2 protein-coding genes are annotated in these 2,643 nt (G+C 68.4%); both read left to right on the top strand.

The genetic code is table 11. The features are described 5' to 3' along the window. Positions 1–1,148, top strand: a 1,148-nt coding sequence (locus WS68_RS07325; RefSeq protein WP_156429391.1) for an efflux RND transporter permease subunit, incomplete at its 5' end; no start/stop codon positions are given. 13 nt (positions 1,149–1,161) lie between these two features. Continuing rightward, positions 1,162–2,643 (top strand): efflux transporter outer membrane subunit (locus tag WS68_RS07320; RefSeq protein ID WP_059570168.1); only part of this gene is annotated, 1,482 nt, incomplete at its 3' end.

Raw genomic sequence — 2,643 nt, 5'->3', positions numbered from 1 at the left:
TCGGTCTCGGCACGCTCGGCGGCTTCAAGATGCAGATCGAGGATCGCGGCTCGGTCGGCTACGCGAAGCTCGCGGATGCGGCCAATGATTTCATCAAGCATGCGAAGCAAGCACCTGAATTGCGCCGCGTTTTCACCAATTATCAGATCAACGTTCCGCAACTGAACGTGGATTTGGACCGAGTCAAGGCGAAGCAGCTGGGAGTAAACGTGACGGACGTGTTCGACACGATGCAGGTGTATCTGGGCTCGCTGTACGTGAACGATTTCAACCGGTTCGGTCGGGTGTATCAAGTTCGGGTGCAGGCGGACGCACCGTTTCGCCAACGCCCGGACGACATCCTGCAACTGAAGACGCGCAACGCGGCGGGCGAGATGGTGCCGTTGTCGTCGCTGGTGACGGTGTCGCCGACGTTTGGCCCGGAGATGGTGGTGCGCTACAACGGCTACACGGCCGCGGACATCAACGGCGGGCCGGCGCCGGGCTTCTCGTCGGGGCAGGCGCAGGCGGCGGTGGAGCGGATCGCGGCCGAGACGCTGCCGCGCGGGGTGAAGTTCGAGTGGACGGATCTGACGTACCAGCAGATTCTGGCGGGCGACTCGGCGTTCTGGGTGTTTCCGATCAGCGTGCTGCTGGTGTTCCTGGTGCTGGCGGCGCTGTACGAGAGCCTGACGCTGCCGCTGGCGGTGATCCTGATCGTGCCGATGAGCATTTTGTCGGCGCTGACGGGGGTGTGGCTGACGCAGGGGGACAACAACATTTTCACGCAGATCGGGCTGATGGTGCTGGTGGGGCTGTCGGCGAAGAACGCGATTCTGATCGTGGAGTTCGCGCGCGAGCTGGAGCATGACGGCAAGACGCCGCTGGAGGCGGCGATCGAGGCGAGCCGGCTGCGCTTGCGGCCGATTCTGATGACGTCGATCGCGTTCATCATGGGGGTGGTGCCGCTGGTGCTGTCGACGGGGGCGGGCGCGGAGATGCGGCACGCGATGGGGGTGGCGGTGTTCTTCGGGATGCTGGGCGTGACGGGTTTTGGGCTGATGCTGACGCCGGTGTTCTACGTGGTGCTGCGCACGCTGGCGGGGGGCAAGATCCACGTGGCGGGCAAGGATGCGGCGGGCTACGGCGTGCCGGCTCCGGATGCTTGAGGACAAGAAGATGATGAACGGCAACAAGGACAAGACTGGGCGCGCCCGCGTGGCGGGCGTGGCGAAGCTGGCGGCGGCGAGCGGGCTGCTGGCGGGGCTGCTGGCGGGCTGCGCGGTAGGGCCGGATTACCAGCGGCCGGAGGTGCGGACGCCGGCGGCGTTCAAGGAAGCGCCGGCGCTCGATCCGGGCGAGCAGGCGGGCACGTGGAAGGAGGCGGAGCCGGCCGACGGGGCCCATCGAGGCGAATGGTGGACGGTGTTCGGAGACCCGGTGCTCAACGCGCTGGAGACGCAGGCGCTGGCGGCGAACCAGAACCTGAAGGCGGCGGCGGCGCGGGTGGAGCAGGCGCGTGCGGCCACGCGCGCGGCGCGCGCGCAATGGTTCCCGCAGGTGGGGGTGGGCTTCGGGCCGGTGCGCGAGGGGCTATCGTCGGCGTCGCAGTTTCAGCCGTCGGGGACGGGCCCGCTGACGACGACGCTGTGGCGGGCGCAGGGCACGGTGTCTTACGAGGCGGATCTGTTCGGGCGGGTGGGCCGTGACGTGGAGGCGTCGCGCGCGGATGCGGGGCAAAGCGAGGCGCTGTTCCGCTCGGTGCAGCTCGCGCTGCAGGCGGACGTGGCGCAGAACTACTTCGAGCTGCGGCGGCTGGATGCGGACCAGGATCTGTACCGGCGCACGGTGGAGTTGCGCGGGGAGGCGCTGAAGCTGGCGCAGCGGCGCTTCGCGGAGGGCGATATCAGCGAGCTGGACGTATCGCGGGCGAAGAACGAGCTGTCGACGGCGCAGGCCGACGCGGTGGGGGTGGCGCGGCGTCGGGCGGGGTCGGAGCACGCGCTGGCGATTCTGTTGGGCAAGGCGCCGGCGGATTTCGCGTTCCGGCAGACGCCGCTGGTGCCGGTGACGGTGCGTGTTCCGGCGGGGTTGCCGTCGGCGCTGCTGGAGCGGCGTCCGGACATCGCGGCGGCCGAGCGTGCGATGGCGGCGGCCAATGCGCGGGTGGGGCTGGCGAAGTCGGCGTACTTCCCGAAGCTGGATATCACGGGCTCGTTCGGCTATGAGGCGGCGACGCTGGGCAATTTGTTCATGTGGTCGAGCCGGACGTTCCTGCTGGGGCCGTTCGCGGGGACGGTGCTGACGCTGCCGATCTTCGATGGGGGCCGTCGCAGCGCGGGGGTGCAGCAGGCGCGTGCGCGGTACGACGAGCAGGTGGCGGCATACCGGCAGCAGGTGCTGGTGGCGTTCCGGGAGGTGGAGGACAACCTGGCGGATCTGCGGTTGCTGGATGAGCAAATTCGATCGCAAGGCGACGCGGTGAATGCGTCGCGGCGGGCGGCGAAGCTGTCGCGCACGCAGTACGAGGAAGGGCAGGTGAGCTATCTGGAGGTGATCGACAGTGAGCGTTCGGTGCTGGAGTCGCAGTTGCAGGCCAATCAGTTGACGGGCGCGCAGGCCGTCTCGACGGTCAATTTGATTCGCGCGTTGGGCGGCGGGTGG

The sequence above is a fragment of the Burkholderia sp. TSV86 genome (assembly GCF_001522865.1).
Taxonomy (GTDB): Bacteria; Pseudomonadota; Gammaproteobacteria; order Burkholderiales; family Burkholderiaceae; genus Burkholderia.
Note: the sequence above shows the minus strand (reverse complement) of the source record. Positions and strands in the feature narration are given on the sequence as shown.